This window comes from Novosphingobium pentaromativorans US6-1, assembly GCF_000767465.1.
Taxonomy (GTDB): domain Bacteria; phylum Pseudomonadota; class Alphaproteobacteria; order Sphingomonadales; family Sphingomonadaceae; genus Novosphingobium; species Novosphingobium pentaromativorans.
This window is the reverse complement of record NZ_CP009291.1, coordinates 267717-287807: the sequence shown is the minus strand read 5'-3', so window position 1 is coordinate 287807 and position 20091 is coordinate 267717. Positions and strand designations below refer to the sequence as shown.

18 protein-coding genes are annotated in these 20091 nt (G+C 65.2%); 7 read left to right on the top strand and 11 right to left on the bottom strand.

The annotated features are described in order from the left end of the window. Nucleotides 1-2: 2 nt before the first annotated feature. Nucleotides 3-1460: an IMP dehydrogenase gene (gene guaB / locus JI59_RS01220; protein WP_007014769.1), complete on the bottom strand. Its 1458-nt coding sequence runs from the start codon at nt 1458-1460 to the stop codon at nt 3-5. Nucleotides 1461-1565: 105 nt separating this feature from the next. Beyond that, a complete protein-coding gene (locus JI59_RS01215) occupies nt 1566-3080 on the bottom strand; it encodes a M20/M25/M40 family metallo-hydrolase (RefSeq protein ID WP_081474065.1) in 1515 nt (504 codons plus the stop codon). Between the two features lie 230 nt (nt 3081-3310). On the opposite strand from JI59_RS01215, the gene ypfJ reads away from it, so the two are divergent. Next, nucleotides 3311-4177, top strand: coding sequence for a KPN_02809 family neutral zinc metallopeptidase (ypfJ, locus tag JI59_RS01210; RefSeq protein ID WP_007014767.1), 867 nt, complete (start codon nt 3311-3313; stop codon nt 4175-4177). 44 nt (nt 4178-4221) lie between these two features. After that, nucleotides 4222-4899, top strand: coding sequence for a hypothetical protein (locus JI59_RS01205; protein WP_239000582.1), 678 nt, complete (start codon nt 4222-4224; stop codon nt 4897-4899). A 220-nt stretch (nt 4900-5119) separates the two neighbouring features. Here the strand turns inward: JI59_RS01205 and JI59_RS01200 are convergent, their stop codons facing one another. From JI59_RS01200 to sdhC, 4 genes are read right to left on the bottom strand one after another with little or no spacing between them, the layout of a single operon-like run. After that, nucleotides 5120-5818 carry a hypothetical protein gene (locus JI59_RS01200; protein ID WP_007014765.1) on the bottom strand — a complete coding sequence of 233 codons (699 nt, stop codon included), beginning with the start codon at nt 5816-5818 and terminating at the stop codon, nt 5120-5122. Nucleotides 5819-5822: 4 nt separating this feature from the next. After that, on the bottom strand, nt 5823-7631 hold the full coding sequence (gene sdhA / locus JI59_RS01195) for a succinate dehydrogenase flavoprotein subunit (protein ID WP_007014764.1): 1809 nt from the start codon (nt 7629-7631) through the stop codon (nt 5823-5825). Then, the gene (gene sdhD / locus JI59_RS01190) at nt 7631-8017 is read right to left on the bottom strand and encodes a succinate dehydrogenase, hydrophobic membrane anchor protein (RefSeq protein WP_007014763.1); all 387 of its coding nucleotides are present in this window, start codon (nt 8015-8017) and stop codon (nt 7631-7633) included. Before sdhD ends, sdhA begins: the two co-directional genes overlap by 1 nt. 12 nt (nt 8018-8029) lie before the next feature. Then, nucleotides 8030-8425: a succinate dehydrogenase, cytochrome b556 subunit gene (gene sdhC / locus JI59_RS01185; RefSeq protein ID WP_038576757.1), complete on the bottom strand. Its 396-nt coding sequence runs from the start codon at nt 8423-8425 to the stop codon at nt 8030-8032. 149 nt (nt 8426-8574) lie between these two features. Between sdhC and blaMIM the strand changes: the two genes are divergently transcribed. The 3 genes from blaMIM (at nt 8575) to sciP (ending at nt 11251) form a co-directional block, all read left to right on the top strand. Continuing rightward, the gene (gene blaMIM / locus JI59_RS01180; RefSeq protein ID WP_007014761.1) at nt 8575-9495 is read left to right on the top strand and encodes an MIM family subclass B3 metallo-beta-lactamase; all 921 of its coding nucleotides are present in this window, start codon (nt 8575-8577) and stop codon (nt 9493-9495) included. Then, on the top strand, nt 9492-10391 hold the full coding sequence (locus JI59_RS01175; RefSeq protein ID WP_007014760.1) for a 50S ribosomal protein L11 methyltransferase: 900 nt from the start codon (nt 9492-9494) through the stop codon (nt 10389-10391). The genes blaMIM and JI59_RS01175 overlap by 4 nt, the downstream gene beginning before the upstream one ends. A 557-nt stretch (nt 10392-10948) precedes the next feature. Next, nucleotides 10949-11251: a CtrA inhibitor SciP gene (sciP, locus tag JI59_RS01170; protein ID WP_013834041.1), complete on the top strand. Its 303-nt coding sequence runs from the start codon at nt 10949-10951 to the stop codon at nt 11249-11251. A gap of 64 nt (nt 11252-11315) precedes the next feature. Here sciP and ligA read toward each other — a convergent pair whose 3' ends face one another. Continuing rightward, nucleotides 11316-13406: an NAD-dependent DNA ligase LigA gene (gene ligA, locus JI59_RS01165; protein ID WP_052117930.1), complete on the bottom strand. Its 2091-nt coding sequence runs from the start codon at nt 13404-13406 to the stop codon at nt 11316-11318. A 118-nt stretch (nt 13407-13524) separates the two neighbouring features. Between ligA and JI59_RS01160 the strand changes: the two genes are divergently transcribed. Further along, entirely contained in the window at nt 13525-14025 is a 501-nt protein-coding gene (locus JI59_RS01160) for a DUF2165 family protein (RefSeq protein WP_007014757.1), read from the top strand. Between the two features lie 40 nt (nt 14026-14065). Here JI59_RS01160 and recN read toward each other — a convergent pair whose 3' ends face one another. From recN to JI59_RS01145, 3 genes are all read right to left on the bottom strand, one after another. Beyond that, the gene (gene recN, locus JI59_RS01155) at nt 14066-15730 is read right to left on the bottom strand and encodes a DNA repair protein RecN (RefSeq protein ID WP_007014756.1); all 1665 of its coding nucleotides are present in this window, start codon (nt 15728-15730) and stop codon (nt 14066-14068) included. Nucleotides 15731-15843: 113 nt separating this feature from the next. After that, entirely contained in the window at nt 15844-16287 is a 444-nt protein-coding gene (locus JI59_RS01150) for an RrF2 family transcriptional regulator (RefSeq protein WP_007014755.1), read from the bottom strand. Between the two features lie 83 nt (nt 16288-16370). Beyond that, complete coding sequence (locus JI59_RS01145; protein WP_007014754.1) at nt 16371-17168, bottom strand: outer membrane protein assembly factor BamD; 798 nt, start codon at nt 17166-17168, stop codon at nt 16371-16373. A gap of 183 nt (nt 17169-17351) precedes the next feature. Between JI59_RS01145 and JI59_RS01140 the strand changes: the two genes are divergently transcribed. Continuing rightward, complete coding sequence (locus JI59_RS01140; RefSeq protein WP_007014753.1) at nt 17352-19133, top strand: cation:proton antiporter domain-containing protein; 1782 nt, start codon at nt 17352-17354, stop codon at nt 19131-19133. On the opposite strand, the gene JI59_RS01135 is transcribed toward JI59_RS01140, so the two are convergent. Beyond that, nucleotides 19124-20083, bottom strand: coding sequence for a glutaminase (locus JI59_RS01135; protein WP_085997516.1), 960 nt, complete (start codon nt 20081-20083; stop codon nt 19124-19126). The two genes, JI59_RS01140 and JI59_RS01135, sit on opposite strands and share 10 nt — an antisense overlap. Nucleotides 20084-20091: the final 8 nt, after the last annotated feature.

Here is a 20091-nt window from a genome sequence, read left to right as displayed (position 1 = left end):
CCTCAACGCGACGGGTAGTTCGGCGCCTCGCGCGTAATCGTGACGTCGTGGACGTGGCTCTCGCGCAGCCCCGCATTGGTGATGCGCACGAACTGCGCGTTCTTGCGCATGTCCTCGATGGTCGCCGACCCGGTGTAGCCCATGGCCGCCTTCACGCCGCCCACGAGCTGGTGGATGACATCCTTGGCCGGGCCCTTGAAGGCCACCTGGCCTTCGATACCTTCGGGCACGAGCTTCATCTGGTCCTTGATGTCGCCCTGGAAGTAACGGTCCGCCGAGCCACGGCCCATGGCGCCGACCGAGCCCATGCCGCGGTAGGACTTGTAGGCGCGTCCCTGATACAGGAACGTCTCGCCCGGGGCTTCCTCGGTACCGGCCAGCATCGAGCCGACCATGATGGTCGAGGCACCGGCTGCCAGCGCCTTGGCGGCATCGCCCGAAGTGCGCAGACCGCCGTCGGCGATGACCGGAACGCCCGACTTGTCGGCTTCTTCGGCGGCATCCATGATCGCGGTCAGCTGCGGCACGCCGACGCCGGCAACGACGCGAGTGGTGCAGATCGAGCCGGGGCCGATACCGACCTTCACGCAGTCCGCACCGGCATCGATCAGCGCACGGGCCGCTTCGGCCGTGGCGATGTTGCCGGCAATGACCTGCGCCGAGTTCGACAGCTTCTTCACGCGCTCCACGGCAAGCGCGACGTCCCTGTTATGGCCGTGCGCAGTGTCGATCACGACGACGTCGCATTCGGCGGCGAGCAGCGCCTCGGTGCGCTCGAAGCCCTTGTCGCCCACGGTCGTCGCCGCAGCGACGCGCAGGCGGCCCGCTGCGTCCTTGGTGGCGTCGGGATAAGTGACGGCCTTCTCGATGTCCTTGACCGTGATCAGGCCGACGCAGTGGAACGAATCGTCGACGACCAGCAGCTTTTCAATGCGGCGGTGGTGCAGCAGGCGGCGCGCCTCTTCCTGCGATACGCCGACCTGGACCGTCGCGAGGTTCTCATGCGTCATGAGTTCGCGGACCGGCTGGCTTGGGTTGTCGGCAAAGCGCACGTCACGGTTGGTCAGGATGCCGACCAGCTTGCCCGGACCTTCCACGACCGGAATGCCGCTGATGCGGTTGGCGAGCATGATCGCCTGCGCCTCGCCAAGGGTCGCATCGGGCGAAATCGTGATCGGGTTGACCACCATGCCGCTTTCGAAGCGCTTGACCGCGCGGACCGCGGCGCACTGCTCTTCGATCGTCAGGTTGCGGTGAAGAACGCCGATGCCGCCCATCTGCGCCATGACGATCGCCATGTCGGCTTCGGTAACGGTATCCATCGCCGAGGAAATGACCGGGATGTTGAGACCGATTTCGCGGGTGAGACGCGTGCGGGTATCGGCTTGGGTCGGGACGATGTCGGACTTAGCCGGACGCAGCAGGACGTCGTCGAAAGTAAGTCCGAGCTGGATTTCCATGTGTGCCACCATGCCTTGTGCGGGGGAGAATCGTGGCGGCCCATGTAATCAAAGGTGCCCAATTGGGCTAGTGCCTGATTTCGCCAATGCGGCACAGATTGCCGGTCAACCGGCGCCGGGCTCCGTCGGCACCTTGCGCAGATCCCCGAACCAGCGGCCCAGCGCGGTCAGCATCTTCACGTCCTGAACCGCCCCGCCCAGTTCGATCGGATGCGAAAGATCGTCGCTAGGTCTATGATAATCCCCGTCGAAAAAGGCGCGCATGCGCTCGATGTCGCCATAGGCTGTGGTCACCATGACGGTAGGAATGTCGTGCTGCAACAAGGCCCAGCCGTCCTGCCGCTTGACGAATTCGTTGGCATCGTCGTTGTCGCGCAGGCGGAATTTCTCTGCCTTGGCGACCTTGGCGATGTCCGCATCGAGCGAGGTCATGCCGCGTCCGACAATGGCGAAAGGCGTGCCCTTGGGCGCAATCGCGACCGAATCGATATTGAAGGCCGCGACGATCCGGGTGAGTGGCAGCGGCGGATTCTCGGCAAAGGCATGGGCGCCGAGAAGGCCCAGTTCCTCCGCCGTCGTTGCGAGGAAATAGACGTCGCGGTCGAGCGGCTGGCCACGGGCAAGTCGGCGCGCCACCTCGGTCATCGCCGCGACCCCGCTGGCATTGTCGACCGCACCGTTGCAGATCCGGTCCTCCGCGGTCGGCTCGCCGCACTCGCCGAAATGGTCCCAGTGCGCCACGTAGAGCACGGCGCCCGCCTCGGGATGGCGGCCGGGCAGCTTGCCGATCAGGTTGTGCGTATGGATCGTCGTTTCGCGCGTGGTCGCCTCCAGCGACGCGGTCAGGTCGAGGGTGACCGGCGCGAAGTCTTCCGCATCGGCGAGCTTTTCCAGATCTTCGAGACTTTGCGAAGTGCCCTTGAGCAGGCTCACCATGTCCTCGCGGGTGATGAAGGCCTCAAGGTCGCCGCCAATCGCGTCATCGGAAAGCGCATAGCCCGATCGCTTGCGGCGCGCTGCAACCTGCTCGAGGCTGCGCTCGCCGTCGAGAACGGTAAGCACGGCCGAAGCGCCAAGGGAAAGCAACTCGTTCTGCCGCTCGCTGTCGGGGCGGCTGCCATCGAGGATGACTGCGATCCGGCCCGCCAGTTCGTTGCGGGTGAAGTCATTGCCGCGCGCCTTGCCGACGAAAAGCAGCGGAGCATTGCGCACCAGACTGCGGTGGCCGGAAGTCAGGACGAGGATATTGCCGGGCGTCAACGCGGTACGATAGCCCTTGCGCTGGAACGTCGCCTGGGATGCGGCAGGCTCGCGCGCGACGAGCGTGACCGGCATGAACCACTCATTGCCCGGATCGTTGGTGCCTGAGACGAGGCCGATGTCGAACCATTGTCGGGCGATGTAGCGCAAGGTCTTTGCCTCGCCCTCGGTGCCCGGTTCGCGCCCGTCGAAATCGTCGCTGGCGAGAATCTTGATCTGCGCGAGGAGTTGGGCCTGAATCTCGCGGTCGGTTCGCGAACTGGCGGCAAAGGCGGGGACAGGCGTGCAAACAACGAGAATGAGGCCAAGAGCGATAGCCCTGACCGTTCGCATCGAACCTGCCACTGCACCCCAATTCATTGCCGCTCTTCTATACGATGGAAATTCGGCAGGTGTCAGAAAACTTCGCGATTGCAGTCGTTTTTGCGCGTCGATGAGCAACAGCGTTGCATGAGCACCTCACGAAGATGCGGGAACCCCGTGCAAGCCAATTCAATTTCACTTTCGTTAGCAGTCCGGATAGGCAGATTCGGTCTTGTTCTGCCAGTGCTTGGGCAGACGGCGAAACGGACGGGAAAGGATACCCCATCATGCGGCTCAACCGGTTCGATCCTGCGAATATCAAGGTACGCCGGGGTGGCGGCGGCGGTTTTCCGGGTGGAGGCGGAGCGAAGCTGGGGTGCGGCTCGATCGTCCTCGTCCTGATCGGCGCGCTCGTTTTCGGGCTCGATCCGGCGCAGATGCTCGGCACCATCAGCGAAGTGCAGCAACAGCAGCAGCCCTCGCCCGATAGCCGTGCAGCCCCGACCGATGCCACCGCGATCTGCGAAGCCAATGCCTATTCGCTGGAGGCCTGCAACGCGCTCGATTCGCTGAACCGGACATGGCAACCGCTGTTCGAACGGGCCGACATCGCCTTCGATCAGCCCACGCTCAACTTCTTTACCGGCGGCACCCGCACCGGTTGCGGCGCTGCGCAAAGCGCAATGGGACCGTTCTACTGCCCCGCCGACCGGGGCATCTACATCGACACGTCCTTCTACGACCAGCTCGACCGCCAGCTCGGCGCGCGCGGAGACTTCGCCCGCTACTACGTGATTGCCCATGAGTACGGCCACCACGTGCAAAGCCTTCTCGGGCTCGACCGGAAGGTCCGCAATGCGCAGCAGCAGAACCCCTCGCAGGCCAATGCCCTGTCGGTGCGTATGGAACTCCAGGCGGATTGCTATGCCGGTGTCTGGGCCGGCAAACATGCCGACCTGATCGAACCGGGAGACATGGAGGAAGGCATGACCGCTGCCAGTGCCATCGGCGACGATGCCCTGATGCGCGGGGCCGGTCGCTCGGTGAGCCCGGAGAGCTTCACCCACGGCAGCAGCGCCCAGCGCATGAAGTGGCTGCGGCGCGGCATCGAGACCGGGAACGAGGACGCCTGCGATACGTTCAATCAACAGTAGGGGAGATGGCCGCTCCCGGTTTCCCGAGTGAAAGGACCTGAAGGGTGCGAGTGCTGAGATCGTTTTTCCTGGTTACCGTGGCTGCAACGCTCTCGCTGAGCCAGGCCGAAGCGCGCAGCCAGGATAAGCCGATCACCGACAGCGACCCCGATGTGATGGACGTCGCCAAGACTCCCACGACCGATCTCAACATCACAAAGGAAGAAATTCCACCGATCCTGATCGAGGCAATCGACAAGCCCTACGACCTTACCGACCTTGGCAGGTGCAAGCAGCTCGTTGCCGCGGTCGAGCGGCTCGATACGATCCTCGGCCCGGACATGGACCTGCCGCAGGAGGCACGCGACCGGGTCAGTGCCGGGCGCGTCGCCAAGTGGGTGGTCAGTTCCTTCATTCCCTTCCGCGGGCTGATCCGCGAACTTTCCGGCGCCAATGCGCAGGAGCGCGCCGTGCGCGCCGCCATCCAGGCGGGACTGGCCCGCCGCGGCTTTCTCAAGGGCGTGGGCGCCCAGCGCGGCTGCGCCTACCCCGCCTCACCCGCTACGCAAAAAGTCATCAACGCCTACCTCGCCCAGAGCGAGAACGACGAGGACAGCAAGAACGACGACAAGAAGGCGCAGGAAGCGCCAAAGGGCGATGAGAAGCAGGATGGCAAGGCGCAGGAGACCACCAGCGCCGGCGTACCCATTGTTTCCGAACCTGTCGTCCAGAAGGTTCCCTGACAGGGAGCGCTCACGTCACCCTGAAATCGATGCGACGCGCCCCTGGCACTGCCGGCGGCCACCACGCATGCAAACCATCCGCGACCAAACCCTGGACTGCTTCGTCTAGGATCGTCGCCCGGGAGCCGCCTTGAGACTGGGGTCTACGACAACTCCGGCAGAGCATGCCTTCGCAGCGGAGATTGGAGACGCGCGTTTGCCGCAAGGCAGACGAAGCCCCTCAATCGCCGACTTTGTGGAACGCAATCTCGCGCCCATAGCGTTCAAGCAGGAACATTCCGTCGCTTTCGAACAGGCCGGCATTGTCGAAGGCCTTGAAGCCGAGGCTGTTGGCATGGAACGCGAAATAGAGCGATTTGCCAGACGCTTCTGGCACCGGGATCGCTTCACCGCGGATCTCGTAGATCGGCAGGGCCAGGCTGATCGAGACGAATTGCCCGCCATCGACAACCGGGATTTCAAGTGCGCCATCGGAAAAGTCGACAAGTGAACTTGTGCCGTCGTCACGCTCGACCACTGCGCTGAACACCGAGATCGGCAGGTTGCCGGTCCCTTCGAGGTGGAGCGTCACGGCATCGGGTGCGCCCGTCCCCTGCTCGGTCCCCAGCAGTTCGAATTGCGGCGGCGTGGACGGATCGCTGTTGAGTACGATGCCGCCATCCTGACGGGTCCAGGTTCCTGTCGAATATTCGTCGATAGCGCCGTAGCTCAGCGCATAGCGGTACCGGCCATCATCGCCCAGTTCCAGCCAGGCGGCCATTTCCATCTGGGAACCGTCGTAAGTGCCGGCAATCGATGCCGGCTCTACCGCCTCTCGGGCGGAAGGCTCCTGCTGCGCGGCGACGGGGGCCGGGTGAAGCAGGGCAAGCAGGGGCGCGGCGGCGACCCAGGATTTCAGGATCGCCGCGCGCCCCGCCATGACCTTAGTAAACGCGCGCCTTGGGCTTGATGTACTCGACATCGTCGGTGAGCGTATATTCGTGGACCGGACGGTAGTCGAGACGGACTTCGCCGCCATTGCCGCCCCAGCCGTTGAACCAGCCGACGGTGTGCTTCATCCAGTTCGCGTCGTCGCGGTTCGGGAAGTCCTCGTGCGCGTGGGCGCCGCGGCTTTCCTTGCGCGCCTGCGCGCCGTGCAGCGTTACCGAAGCCTGCGAGATCAGATTGTCGAGTTCCAGCGTTTCCACCAGGTCCGAGTTCCAGATCAGGCCGCGGTCGGTGACCTTGATGTCCTGCATGCGCTCATAGGTGTCGGCGAGCTTCTGCTTGCCTTCGACCATGAGTTCGTCGGTGCGGAACACTGCGGCGTGAGCCGACATCGTGCGCTGCATCTCGGTGCGGACTTCCGCCGTCGGCGATCCGCCGTTGGCATTGCGGAAGTGGTCGAGGCGGGTGAGAGCCATGTCCGCCGAGTCCTTCGGCAGTTCAGGCTGCGCTGCGCCGGCCTTGACGATTTCCTTGAGGCGGTGGCCGGTCGCACGGCCGAAGACCACGAGGTCGATCAGCGAGTTCGATCCCAGGCGATTGGCGCCATGGACCGAAACGCATGCGGCTTCGCCCACAGCGAACAGGCCCGGGACCACGGTGTCCGGATTGCCGTCCGGGCCGATGGTCACGACTTCGCCGTGATAGTTACAGGGGATGCCGCCCATGTTGTAGTGCACGGTCGGGACGACCGGCAGCGGCTGGCGGGTCAGGTCAACGCCCGCGAAGATCTTGCCGCTCTCGGTGATGCCCGGCAGGCGCTCTGCCAGCACCTTGGGATCGATGTGATCGAGGTGCAGGTAGATGTGGTCCTTGTGCGGACCGACGCCGCGGCCTTCGCGGATCTCCAGCGCCATCGAGCGCGAGACGACATCGCGCGAGGCGAGGTCCTTCGCGGAAGGCGCGTAGCGCTCCATGAAGCGCTCGCCTTCGGAGTTGGTGAGGTAGCCGCCCTCGCCGCGCGCGCCTTCGGTGATAAGCACGCCCGCGCCGTAGATGCCGGTCGGGTGGAACTGCACGAATTCCATGTCCTGCAGGGGCAGGCCGGCGCGCAGGACCATGCCGCCACCGTCGCCGGTGCAGGTATGGGCCGAAGTGGCGGTGTAGTAGCTGCGGCCGTAACCACCGGTCGCGAGCACGACGGCCTGCGAGCGGAAGCGGTGGATCGAGCCGTCATCGAGGCACAGCGCAATCACGCCGACGCACTTGCCGCCGTCCATGATCAGGTCGATCGCGAAGTATTCGATGAAGAAGTCCGCGTCGTACTTCAGCGACTGCTGGTACAGCGCGTGCAGCATGGCGTGGCCGGTACGGTCGGCGGCGGCGCAAGTGCGCTGCACCGGCGGGCCTTCGCCCATGTTCTGCATGTGGCCGCCGAACGGGCGCTGGTAGATCGTGCCGTCGGCGTTGCGGCTGAAGGGCACACCGGCGTGCTCCAGCTCGTAGACCGCCTGCGGCGCTTCGCGCACCATGTATTCGATGGCGTCCTGGTCGCCCAGCCAGTCCGACCCCTTGACGGTGTCGTACATGTGCCAGGTCCAGTGGTCCGGCGTGTTGTTCTGCAGCGAGGCGGCGATGCCGCCCTGCGCCGCAACGGTGTGCGAACGGGTCGGGAAGACCTTGGTGATGCACGCGGTCTTCAGGCCGGCTTCGGCCGAGCCCATCGTGGCACGCAGACCCGAACCACCGGCGCCGACGACGACGGTGTCATAGATGTGGTCGATGATCTTGTAAGCAGGGGCGGACATCAGGCGTGGGCTCCCAGCGCGAGGCGGACGACGCAGAAGACGCCGAAAGCGGCGCCAGCGAATGCGGCAAGGTTCAGGGCGGCGATGCAGGCGAACTTGTTGGCGTGCTCATGGACATAGTCCTCGACCACCACCTGCAGGCCGATGCGTGCATGCCAGAAGGTCGACACGACCAGCAGCGCCATTGCCGTCGCCGGAACCGGCGTGGAGAGCCACTCGGAAACCGAGGCGTAACTCATGTCCGGCAGCAGCAGGATCGAGACGGCGAGCCAGAGCACCAGCAGCAGGTTGCCGATGGCGGTGAAGCGCTGCACCAGCCAGTGGTGCGCACCGGTCTTGGCCGAGCCGAGGCCGCGAACGCGGCCGATGGATGTTCCGTTACCCATTGTTTTCGTTCCTCAGCGAAGCAGCAGGATCGCCCAGAAGGCGACGGTGAGAACCACGCCCAGGACCGGCGAAAGGATCGACCAGGTGCGATTCGTCTTGAGTTCGAAGCCGGCGCCGATGTCGAGCACGAAGTGGCGCAGGCCGCTCATCATGTGGGTGAAGAAGGCCCAGGAGATGCCGACCAGCACGATGTAACCGATCGGAGTGGTCATGGCCCATGCAAAAGTCGCATAGGCGGCAGGCCCGCTTGCGAGTGCGCCAAGCCACCACAACAGCACGCCCAGTCCAGCGAATGCCATTCCGTTTCCGGTCACGCGGTGCATGATCGAAACGAACATGTGCGGACCCCAGCGCCAGATCTGGAGGTGCGGCGACAGCGGACGGTTCTTGGTACCGGCGTTTGCCATGCTCTTGCGAATCCCCTTGCCTGCGGCAGCCAGTGACACTGCCTTCGTCGAAGTCCCCTTAGCCAAATCGCGGCAGCGTGCAAGTTCCGCAAGGCAACTTATCGCGCGCCTACTGGCCTATGTAACGGGTGGGGACTAAAGCGGCCCACATGAGTCGCATCGTCAAGAACATGGTCCTGGCGGCGCTGATCGCCGCTACTCCCCCCTCGATCGCACAGGCCCGCGACAGCGCGGCCAAAGCAGCCCCAACCACTCTCGCGACGGCCTGCAAGGGCCTCGACGGCCGCGAAGGCTGGTCGCACCCCGCACCGCCTGCGCATATATACGGCAACACATGGTACGTCGGCACCTGCGGCATCGCCTCGATCCTCGTCACCTCCGACGATGGGCATGTCCTGATTGACAGCGGCCCGGCTGACGCCGCGCCGCTGGTCCTCGCCAACATCCGCAAGCTTGGCTTCGATCCCGCGGACGTACGCTGGATTCTCACCAGCCACGAACATCATGACCATGCCGGCAGCATTGCCGAGCTGCAGAAGGCCACCGGCGCGCAGATCGCCGCTGTGGCCTCGGCTCGGCAGGTGCTGGAAAGCGGCAAGCCTTCTGCCGATGACCCCCAGTCCGGCCTGATCGAGGGCTTTCCCCCTGTCCATGTCGCGCGCGTCCTTGTCGACGGGGACTCGGTCACGCTTGGCCGGCTTGCCCTAACCGTACGTGAAACTCCCGCCCACTCGCCCGGATCGGCAAGCTGGACCTGGCAGGCCTGCGACGAAGCCTTCACCTGCAGGATGATCGCCTATGCGGACAGTGCCACGACGATCTCGGCCGACGACTATCGCTTCTCCGATCATCCCGATCGCATCGCGAGGATCCGCACCGGCCTGTCGCGAATCGCCCAGCTGCCTTGCGACATTCTCGTCACCCCCCACCCCTCGGCCAGCAACCTGTTCGACCGCCTTTCAGGCAAGGCCCCACTGGTGAACGCACAGGCCTGCGCCGCCTATTCGCAGGCTGCAGGAAGCTATTTCGCCAAGCGCCTCGCCGAGGAAGCCGGGGAGGCCGCGCAGTGAGCTGGAAGATCACCGCCTTTGCCCCGCGCAGCGTCATCGAGGGTGCCCTCCTCGCCCATGAGGACGCCTTCGACTGGGATCCGCAGATCGTCCTGTCCGGAAGCGAGATCGCCGAGGACAAGCCGGACGACTGGCAACTCGAAGCCTGGCTCGCGGACGAGCCGGGCGAAGCCGAGAAAGGCGCGATTGCCGCGCTCTTTGCCGGCGAGGTTCCGGAACTGATCGTCGAGCAGCTGCCGGACACCGACTGGCTCGTTACAAGCCAGCAGGGTCTCGAGCCGATCCGCGCCGGTCGCTTTCACGTCCACACGCCCGATCACCCGGCTGTGAACGAACCGGGCGTGACCGACTTCACCATTCCCGCCAGCCAGGCTTTCGGCACGGGCCAGCACGCGACGACCGCGGGTTGCCTTTCGATGCTGACGCACATGCGCAAGCAGGGCGTTGTCGTGCGCAACTGCGCGGATATCGGCACCGGCACCGGTCTTCTCGCCTTCGCCGCGCTGACGCTCTGGCCATCGGCGCTCGCGACGGCCAGCGACATCGATCAGGTCTGCGTCGACGTCGTGCGCGACAATGCCGCCGCGAACGGCATCGCCATGGGGCCGCGCGGCGGCCAACTCGTGATGACGGTGGCGGATGGCATGAATCATCCCCTGCTCGCGGCGCGCGGGCCCTACGACCTGATCATGGCGAACATCCTGGCCGGCCCGCTGGTGAGCCTGGCCCCGGACTTCGCGACCTCGCTGGTTCCGGGCGGGCACCTGCTCCTGGCGGGTCTGCTCGAGACTCAGGAAACCGCCGTGCGCTCTGCCTGCCGCAAGGCGGGAATGCGACTCGCAGCCCGACTCGTAAACGGCGACTGGTCGATTTTGTGGTTGCGCAAGCGCCGCTAGTACCCTGCGGATAGATCCCGATGCGCGGCTTAATACTGTGCCGCGCATCGGGCCTCGTCCCCCATCGATTCCCGATCTGGCAAAGGACCGCTGCGGCAACGGCAGCGCGCCTTGGCACTTCTGCGCGAAAGGTTTCGGGCGTCCAACGGAAAGCCCCTGGCAACGGCCCATCGCACTCTTCGCGCAGGTCGTCCCGATAACCGCGCCAAAAAGTCATTCCAGGCCCTTCGAAGCCGCGTTTTCAGCGTCTGCGGCGGCCCGGCAGCGGCCCCGGCGAGGAACGCGCCCGCTTCCTTTGGCCCTCGCCTCCTGGGAGCAATCCGCACGAATTCAGAGGTTTGCACATCCATTCGGCACCGGGACCGAGAGGTTAAGAAATGTGAAGCAAAAGTAAACGATCAGCCGCTCACACTCTGGAAGATTACCCAAGTTACTCAAACTCTTGGAGTTCGTTCCCTAAGATGAAATTAACCATTTCAAGTGAGCGGTCATTAACACTTTGAGCCAAGAATCTGAGGCCAAGGGGGGCTGGTACTAACTAGCTCGAAAGGCATCACATGCTGCAATCTGAACGGACCCGTCCTGAGACGGTCGTCGGGCCCCTGGGTGAAGCTCTCAAGCGAGAGAATCTGCCTCCAGCGAATACGTCGCGCTGGGTCGTGAGGCGCAAGGCGGAAGTCGTCGCAGCCGTCAATGGCGGGCTGCTGTCGGCAACCGAGGCTTGCGAACGCTACGGCCTGACCCTCGAGGAATTGGCCTCGTGGCAACGTGCGATAGAACGCGAAGGCATGCCCGGACTCCGTGCGACGCGTGTTCAGCACTATCGCCAGATTCACGAAAGGCAGAGCCGCCGCTCCTGACCCGACCCAGTCATGGAGCGGCCGATGGGCGGAAATCACCGGGGCACGGGCGGCTGATGCGTGTTCAGCCGGCAGCCTTCACGATTTCCGCCCATTGCGCCTCGTCGATCACCTCGATTCCCAGGTCCGCCGCCTTCTTCAGCTTGGACCCGGCTCCCGGCCCGGCCACGACCAGATCGGTCTTCGGCGAAACCGATCCTGATGCCTTGGCTCCCAGACGCTCGGCCTGGGCCTTGGCCTCATCGCGGCTCATCGTTTCCAGCTTGCCGGTGAAAACCACCGTCTTGCCTGCAACCGCGCTGTCCCTCGTCTCCACGACGTAGGGCGGCGGCGACACCAGCGAGAGCAGGTCGTCCCAGACCTCGCGGTTGTGCTCCTCGTGGAAGAAGTCGCCCAGCGCCTCGACCACGGCCGGTCCGATCCCGTCGATGGACGTGAGTTCGGCATAGGCTTCCGAAGCTTGGGCGGCCTGTTCCTCGCCGTCCTTCACATGCGCGTTCTCGGCAATGGCGCGCAGGGCCGGCAGGGTCTCGAACCGCTTCATCAGGTCGCGCGCAGTGACTGCGCCGACATGGCGTATGCCGAGCCCGAAAAGCAGCCGCGCGGCATCGGGAGCGCGCTTGCTTTCCACAGCACTCAACAGGTTTTCCACAGACTTGTCCTTCCATCCCTCAAGCGCGAGGATCTCGTCCCTGCGGTCCTTGAGACGGAAGATATCCGCAGGGCTTTCCAGCCAGCCCTTGGCGAAGAATTCGTCGATGGTCTTTTCGCCCAGCCCCTCGATGTCGAGCGCGGCGCGGCTCACGAAATGCTTGAGGCGCTCGGTGCGCTGGGCTGGACAGATCAGGCCGCCGGTGCACCGCACGTCGACTTCGCCTTCTTCTGCCACGGCTTCCGAGCCGCATTCGGGGCAATGATCGGGGAACTCGAAAGGCGCGCGCTCGGCCTCGCGGGTGAGGTTCTCGACAACCTGCGGGATGACGTCCCCTGCCCGCTGCAGCACCACCGTATCGCCCGGCCGCACGCCAAGGCGCGCGATCTCGTCGCGGTTGTGCAGCGTGACGTTGGTGACGGTGACGCCGCCGACCAGCACGGGCTTCAACCGCCCGACCGGCGTCAGCTTCCCGGTGCGGCCGACCTGAATGTCGATCGATTCCAGCGTCGTTTCGGCCCGCTCGGCGGGAAACTTGTGCGCCATGGCCCAGCGCGGCGCCTTCGCCACGAAACCAAGGCGCTGCTGCCAATCGAGCCGATCGACCTTGTAGACGACGCCGTCGATCTCGAACGGCAGGTCGGGGCGACCGTCACGGATCTCGCGGTAGGCAGCCAGCATTTCGTCGAGCGAGCGGCACTGACGGAACTGGGGAGAGACCGGCAGGCCCCAGGCCTCGATCCTGCGCACGACCTCATGCTGGCTTTCGCCCGGCACTTCGCTGGCAGCACCCCAGCCATGCGCCCAGAAGCGCAAGTGACGCCGGGCTGTGACGCTGGCGTCCTTCTGGCGCAATGAACCGGCGGCGGCATTGCGCGGGTTCGCGAACTGGCGAACCTTGCTTTCGTCGAGCGTCTCGCCCCTGGCTTCGGCAGCCTTGCGCGCATCCTCCATCAGAGCCTGGTTGAGTGCGAGGAAGGCGGCCTTTTCCATGTAGACTTCGCCGCGCACCTCGAAGACCTCGGGTACGCCTTCGCCCTGCAACTCCTGCACGATGTCCGGGATGTGGGCGACATTGGCGGTGACGTCTTCGCCCACCTGTCCGTCGCCGCGCGTCGCCGCGCGGACCAGCTTGCCGTTCTCGTAACGCAGCGAGCAGGACAGACCGTCGATCTTGTCCTCGGCGGTCATGACCACCGGCTCATCCGCCGAGAGCGAGAGAAAACGTCGCACGCGCGTGACGAATTCGCCCACTTCCTCGTCGGTGAAGGCGTTGTCGAGGCTCATCATGCGAACCTCATGACGAACTTTGGACAGGGGCGAGGCCGCGACTTCGTGACCGACCTGGTTCGACGGACTGTCCGCTCTCACAAGATGGGGAAAGGCCGCTTCCAGTTCCGCATTGCGGCGCACGAGGGCGTCGTACTCGGCGTCGGGAATCTCCGGTGCATCCTCGGCATGATAGAGGCGGTTGGCGCGATTGATCTGGCGCGCAAGGCGCATCAGTTCGTTGGCGGCTTCGGCTTCGGTGATCGATTCGCTGTCAGATGCCACTTGGCGGTCCGTTTCCTTATTCGTCCCGGCCCATGTTAACCTGCGGGCGGGCAACAGGGAGATAGCCATGATCGACAGGCTCCTCAAAGCGCTTTTCGCGCTCATTCTCGGTGCCATGGCACTGCTCTATGTCGTGCACAACATTGCCAATATCGAAGCTGCACAGGCCTTCTTCACTTACGTGACCAGCCATGCCGACCAGAAGGCCTATCCGGTGACATTGCTGCCGGTGCCGCCACCCGCGCTGGTGGTGGTTGCCATGATCGTCGTGTTCGCGCTGGAGGCCGCGGCAGGCGTGCTCCTGCTGTGGGCCGGAGCGCAGATGATCGCGGGCCGCAAGGACGCTACGGCCTTTGCCGGCGGCGTGCGCATAGCCAAGATCGGCATTGCCTGCGCGGTCGCCAACTGGTGGGGACTGTTCCAGGCGCTGGCCGGGGCCGGGTACCAGATGTGGCAGATCGAAGCCGGGCGCGATCCGTTCTACAGCTCGTGGATTTTCGGCGCGTCCTACGTCCTGCTGTTGATCGTGCTCAACCAGCGGGGCGAAGAGGCTACATCCGCTCCTTGATCCCGGCGCGCAGGCTCGGCGCTGCTCGCCGCAGTACAGCTTAGACGCCTTCGAGCAGCCTGTCGGCCTGGGCCCGTGCCTCGTCCGTCACTTCCGCGCCGGAAAGCATGCGGGCGATCTCTTCCTTGCGGTCGCCATCGCCCAGCAGGGTGACAGAGGTGCGCGTGACCGTGCCTTCGCTGGACTTGGCGATCATGTAGTGCCGCCGCCCGCGTGCCGCGACCTGCGGGCTGTGCGTGACCGCCAGCAGCTGCCCGTCGCTGGCGAGCCGCGCCAGGCGATCGCCGATCGCCGAGGCAACCGCGCCGCCCACACCCCGGTCGATCTCGTCGAAGATCACCGTCGATGCCCCGCCCTCTTCGGCCAGCGCGACCTTCAGCGCGAGGATGAAGCGCGAAAGCTCGCCGCCCGAGGCAATCTTGGCGAGCGGCGCGAAATCGGCGCCGGGGTTGGTGCTGATCAGGAACTCGACCGCGTCCATGCCCTGCGGCCCCCAGCGCTCCTCGGGCAGTTTCGCCACGGAGGTCTGGAAGCGCGCCGCATCGAGCTTGAGCGGGGCCAGTTCCGACGCCACGGCCACATCGAGCCGCTTGGCCGCCGCCCGGCGCAGGTCGTGCAGGGCGCTCGCCGCCTGATGGTAGGCAAGCGCGGCCTTGCCCGCTGCCCTTTCAAGCCCCGCAACCTGCTCCTCGCCGCCCTCGATGGCCGCCAGATCCTCGCGCATTTGCGCCATGCGACCGGGCAGGTCATCGACCTGGCAACCGTGTTTGCGGGCCGCGGCACGCAGATCGAACAGGCGCGTCTCGATCCGGTCCAGCTCGGCCGGATCGAAGGCCAGCGCCTCGGCAGCGCGCTCGAGCTTTTCTTCCGCCTCGCTCGCCTCGATCACCGCGCGGTCCAGCGCCGCCAGAGCCTCGGCCAGCAATTCGTGCTCACCAGCGATGCGGTCGAGCCGCCGCGCCGCGCCGCGCATGCTGGCGAGCGCCGAATCGGATCCCTCCCACAAGTGCTGCAGTGCCGAGAGGTCCTCGGAGAGCTTCTCGCCTTTCTGCATGTCGGCGCGGGCGTGGGCGAGCTGTTCCTCTTCGCCCTCTTCCGGCGCAAGCCCGTCGAGTTCGGCAAGGTGCGCGACCAGCAGGTCCTGGTCCTCGGCCGCCTTGGCGACCCGGGCCCGCGCTTCGTCAAGCGTATCCTGGGCCTTGCGCCAGTCCTTCCAAGCCGCCTCGACGCCGGCGACGTCTCCGCCTGCAAAGCGATCCAGCAGTTCACGGTGTCCACGCGGATTGACGAGACCGCGATCGTCATGCTGGCCGTGAATCTCGACCAGCGCCGGCGCGATTTCGCGCAGCAGCGCGACGCTCACCGGCTGGTCGTTGAGGAAGGCCTTCGAGCCGCCGTCCGCCTTGAGCTGGCGCTTCAGGATCAGCGGTTCGCCCGGCTCGACATCGATCTCGGCATCCTCGAGCACCGCATGGACGGCAGGCGGAAGTGCTGAAAATTCGAAGCTGGCAGTCACGCTGGCCTTCGGCTCGCCCGCCCTCACCAGCCCGCTGTCGGCTCGGTTGCCGATCACCAGGCCCAGCGCATCGAGCAGAATCGACTTGCCCGCCCCGGTTTCACCGGTGAGGACGCCAAGCCCTCCGGCGAAATCGAGATCCAGCGCCTCGATCAATACGATATTGCGGATGGAAAGCCGGGTCAGCATGTTCGCGAAGCGTTCTAGCGAAGTCTTTTTCGCGCGTCACCCGCGATTGCGCCCCTTGCCTGCCAGTTTCCCCCAACTGTGCGCGAAGCGCAACGGCCCGAGGCAAGCGGAAATCAGTATTCAGGCTCGGCGAGGACCGGCGGCTCGGGATCGATCGGGTCGGCCAGGGTCAGGCGGTCGAGCATGTTGGCGGTTTCGTCCCGCAAGGTCAGCATCAGGCCGCGAAGGCGGCATTCAGCCTCGGGCAGGCAATTGGCGCAGGTCTCGTGCGCATTGCGGCTGGCGCAAGGCACGAGCGCGAGACTGCCGCGGGTAATGCGGATGATGTCGCCATAGCGGATGTCGACCGGCGGCAGCGCCAGCTCATACCCGCCCGAGCGCCCCCTGTGGGAGATAACGATGCCGTCGCGCGCCAGCTCGGAGAGAATCACCGTCAGGAACTTGCGCGGGATGTTCTGCGCCGTTGCAATCTCGTCGAGACGCACGCAGCCCTTCAGGTAGTTGTCAGCCAGATGTTGCAGGGCGCGGATCGTGTAACGGGTTTTCTGCGACAGCATGGGAGGACACTGCGCGGGGGCACAGTATCATGTCAACCTGCCTGGTAGAGAAAACCCATCCCCTATAGGACGGCCCGCACCGTTCAGGCTGCGACGTTCTCCGGAGCGTAACGCGTCATCAGCTTGTAGGCGCGGTCGTACCACTTGCTGCCCGGATAGTTCGCCTCCAGCACCGCCGCGGCCTTCTGCGCCTCCTCGGGAACGCCCATCGAGAGATATCCCTCAACGAGGCGGAACAGAGCTTCGGGCGCGTGGCTGGTGGTCTGGAAGTTGTCGACCACGTTGCGGAAGCGCAGCGTTGCCGCCAGCCACTTGCCGCGACGCTCGTAAGCGCGACCGATGGTCATTTCCTTGCCGGCGAGGTGATCGTTGACAAGGTCCAGCTTGAGCTTGGCGTCCGCCGCGTAGGGCGTGGTCGGATAGCGGCGCGTGATATCGGTCAGCGCCTGCTTCGCCTGCTCGGTCGTGCGCTGGTCGCGGGTCACGTCGCTGATCTGCTCGTAATAGCAGATGGCGATCAGGTAATAGGCGTAAGGCGCGTCCTTGTTGCCCGGGTGGATCGACAGGAAGCGCTGCGCCGACTGGATCGCCTTGTTGTAGTCGCGCGCGGCATAATAGCTGAAGGCGCTCATCAGCTGGGCGCGGCGGGCCCAGGGCGAATAGGGATGCTGGCGCTCCACTTCGTCGAACAACGCGGCGGCCTGCTTGGTGCGGCCCGTGTCTAGGCGCTGCTTGGCCGCTGCATAGAGCGTGTCGACGTCGCGTGCGACGTAGGCGGTATCCTTGTTTGCCCCCCCGCGACCGGCGCAACCGGCAGTGAGGACAATCGCGCCAGTGGCGGCGGCAAGCAGGGCGGTCTTCAGACGCGAGCGTTCGAACATGGCGGGGTCTATAACCAGCGCTTTGCTGAACGCCAAGTGAAGTTACGCGGGTATGCCCAGTCGTCCGCGTCACCGCCCCTGTCGTACCTCGCGCCTGCAAGCCCCTGCCCTGCCAGCGCAAATGGCCCGAAAATGCAGCTTCGAAGGTGACAAATTCGCTTCGCCTGCCATAGTGACCGGCACATGGCCGGCTCCAGCGAACTCTACTCACCCGTTCTTTCCGACGCTCTCGTCATTCTCGGTGCAGCCGGCATCGTCATCCCGGTATTCTCGCGCTTTCGCATCACGCCGGTGATCGGCTTCATCCTGGTCGGCGTGCTGGTCGGACCTTTCGGCTTGGGCCGCCACGTCTTCGACCATCCCTGGCTGTCCTACATTACCATAACCGACCCTGGCGGGCTGGAGGTCTTCGCCGAGTTCGGCATCATCCTCCTGCTGTTTTCCATCGGGCTGGAGCTTTCGTTCGGCCGCCTGTGGGAAATGCGCAGGCTCGTCTTCGGGCTTGGCTCGCTCGAACTGATCGTGATCGGCGGTTCGCTGACCTTCATCCTCTCGGCCATCGGCCAGAACTTCACCGGCGCGCTGGCGCTGGGCCTTGCCCTCGCCTTGTCCTCGACCGCGCTCGTCCTCAAGATCACCAACACGACGACGCCGGTCGGGCGCGCCGCGCTCTCCATGCTCCTGTTCGAGGACATCGCCCTCGTTCCGATCATCTTCCTGCTCGGCGCGCTGGCGCCCCATGCCGCAGCGGACGGGATGGGCAACCTCATCAACACGCTGATCTGGGGCACAGTCGTCCTCCTCGCCCTGCTCGTCTTCGGGCGCTACCTGCTGCCGCCGCTCTTCGCCCAAGCGGCGCGTACCAAGAGCCCGGAGCTGTTCCTGGCCGCCAGTCTGCTGGTCGTCATCCTCGCCTCGCTGGCGACCGCCGCCGCCGGCCTCTCGCCGATCGTCGGGGCCCTCGTGGCAGGCCTGCTGATCGCCGAAACCGAATACCATTCCGAGGTCGAGCAGATCACCGAACCGTTCAAGGGGCTCGCGCTGGGTGTCTTCCTGATCACCATCGGCATGAGCATCGACCTGCAAGTGATCTGGGAGAACCTCGGCTCGATCCTCGTCGCCACGGTCGGCGTCATCCTGCTCAAGGCCGTCGTGACCGGGCTGCTTCTGCGCATGATGGGGGCCAGGCGCGGCACTTCGACCGAGACCGGCATCCTCATGTCGAGTCCTTCGGAAACCACGCTCATCGTGCTCACCGCGGCCGGATCTGCGCAGTTGATACAGCCCGGTACGGCGATGTTCTGGCAGATCGTCACCGCCATCGGCCTGACCGTCACGCCGCTGCTCTCATTGTTCGGGCGCATGATGGCGCGGCGCGTCGATGCCGGCGAACCGCTTCACCAGCCGCCCGAGCATACCGGCGAGCCGCACACCGTAATCGTCGGCTTCGGGCGCGTCGGGCGGCTCGTGGCGGATATGCTCGCCACACACAACAAGCCGTATATCGCCATCGATTCGGACACCGACCTCGTCAGCCAGGGCAGGCGGCTGGGCTATACCGTGTCCTTCGGCGACGCCGGACGCGGCGATGCCCTGATGCGGCTCGGTGCCGATCAGGCCAACGCGGTGATCCTGACCATGGACGAGCCGGTCACGGCCCAGCGCATGGTGCGCAAGCTGCGCCAGCAATTCCCGGATCTGCCGGTGCTGGTCCGCGCCCGCGATCCCGAGCACGCAGCTCAGCTCTACCGCGCCGGTGCAACCCATGCCGTGCCGGAAACGCTGGAAAGCTCGCTGCAGTTGTCGGAAGCGGTGCTGATCGAAACCGGCGTTGCCATGGGACCGGTCATCGCCTCGATCCACGAAAAGCGCGACGAGTTTCGCGAAAGCATCATGGAACAGGGCGGACTTTCCGAGAAGCCCGCGCTCAAGTCCTCATCGCTCGAGGACAGCCTTCACGCCTGACTGCCGACGCGCGGCTCGAACACGGACCACCCGGTCTTCTGCACGAGCCGTTCGAGCGCGAGTTGCCCCAGATGCGAATTGCCGCTGCGGTTCAGCCCCGGCGACCAAACGGCGATGCTGGCGATTCCCGGCACGACCGCAAGTATGCCGCCACCGACGCCCGATTTGCCCGGCAGGCCGATGCGATAGGCGAAGTCACCTGAATTGTCGTAGTGCCCACAGGACATCATCAGCGCATTGATGCGCCGCGCCCGGCGCGGGGTGACGACGCTGAAGCCGCTCACCGGATTGCGTCCATCGGCCATCAGGAACCGCCCGGCAAGGGCAAGCTGGCGGCAGCTCATGGCCAGCGCGCAGAAGTGGAAGTAGGTGCCCAGCACCAGGTCGACCGGCGCATGGATATTGCCGAATGCGCGCATGTAGTTGGCCAGCGCCATGTTGCGAAAGCCGGTCTCCTGTTCGGCGCGGGCAACCGTCTCGTCGATGGCGATGGTGTCGTCGCCCGCCAGTTCGCGCACGAAGCGCAGCATCTGGCCAATCGCCTCGCGCGGCTGCAGCCCTCCGAGCAGGACATCGCACACGACGATTGCCCCGGCATTGATGAAAGGATTGCGCGGGATGCCGTGTTCGGTCTCGAGCTGGACGATCGAGTTGAAAGCCGATCCCGACGGCTCGCGCCCTACCCGCTTCCACAACTGGTCGCCCACCGCGCCCAGCACGAGAGTGAGCGCGAAGACCTTGGAAATCGACTGGATCGAGAACGGCTCGTCGCAATCGCCCGCGCAGTGGACGGTGCCGTCGGCCATGACCACGGCCAGACCGAATTTCTCGACCGGCACGCAGGCGAGCGGCGGAATGTAGTCCGCCACTTTACCGCGATGCGCGTGGCCACGCATTTCCTCGGCGATCTCGGCAACGATCCGGCCGATGTCATTGCGCCCCGGATCCATTGCCGACA